Below are 417 nucleotides of genomic sequence, written 5' to 3'. Positions count from 1 at the left end.
CCCGGCGTCGCCGTCACCGTCGGCGAGCAGATCGAGGCGCTGGAACGCATCGCCGGGCCGAAGGCGGTAAGCCTGATCCGCGAGGTTCCGGATGACACGATCTGGGCGATCGTCAAGGGCTGGCCGACGCGCTTCGAGGCAAAGCGGTCGCGGGAGCTCGGCTTCAGCGCCGAAAAGAGTTTTGACGAGATCATCCGCGCTCACATCGAGGATGAGCTCGGCGGCAAGATCGCGGGTTAAACTCCGACCCTCGTGGCGTCGGGCATCATCCGCCGCTCGCCAGGCTTGCCGACAGCAGCAGCAGTCCGAACAGGAACACGAAGGCGGCGCCGCCGATCTCGACGATCGAGTGGATGCGGTTGCCCATGCGGCCGTCGCCGGCGAAATAGACCGCCCAGTTCTTGGCGGTCACCGCCA

The 417-nt window shown here is 66.4% G+C and carries 2 pseudogenes; one reads left to right on the top strand and one right to left on the bottom strand.

From position 1 onward, the window contains the following. Positions 1–240: pseudogene (locus tag EN879_RS38615) on the top strand (NAD-dependent epimerase); the annotation flags it as partial. Between the two features lie 25 nt (positions 241–265). Here EN879_RS38615 and EN879_RS38610 read toward each other — a convergent pair. Next, positions 266–417: pseudogene (locus EN879_RS38610) on the bottom strand (delayed-early response protein/equilibrative nucleoside transporter); the annotation flags it as partial.

The organism is Mesorhizobium sp. M7A.F.Ca.AU.002.02.1.1 (assembly GCF_003998535.1).
GTDB lineage: Bacteria > Pseudomonadota > Alphaproteobacteria > Rhizobiales > Rhizobiaceae > Mesorhizobium > Mesorhizobium ciceri.
The sequence above is the reverse complement of the archived record's forward strand: the minus strand, read 5'-3'. Positions and strand labels throughout refer to the sequence as shown.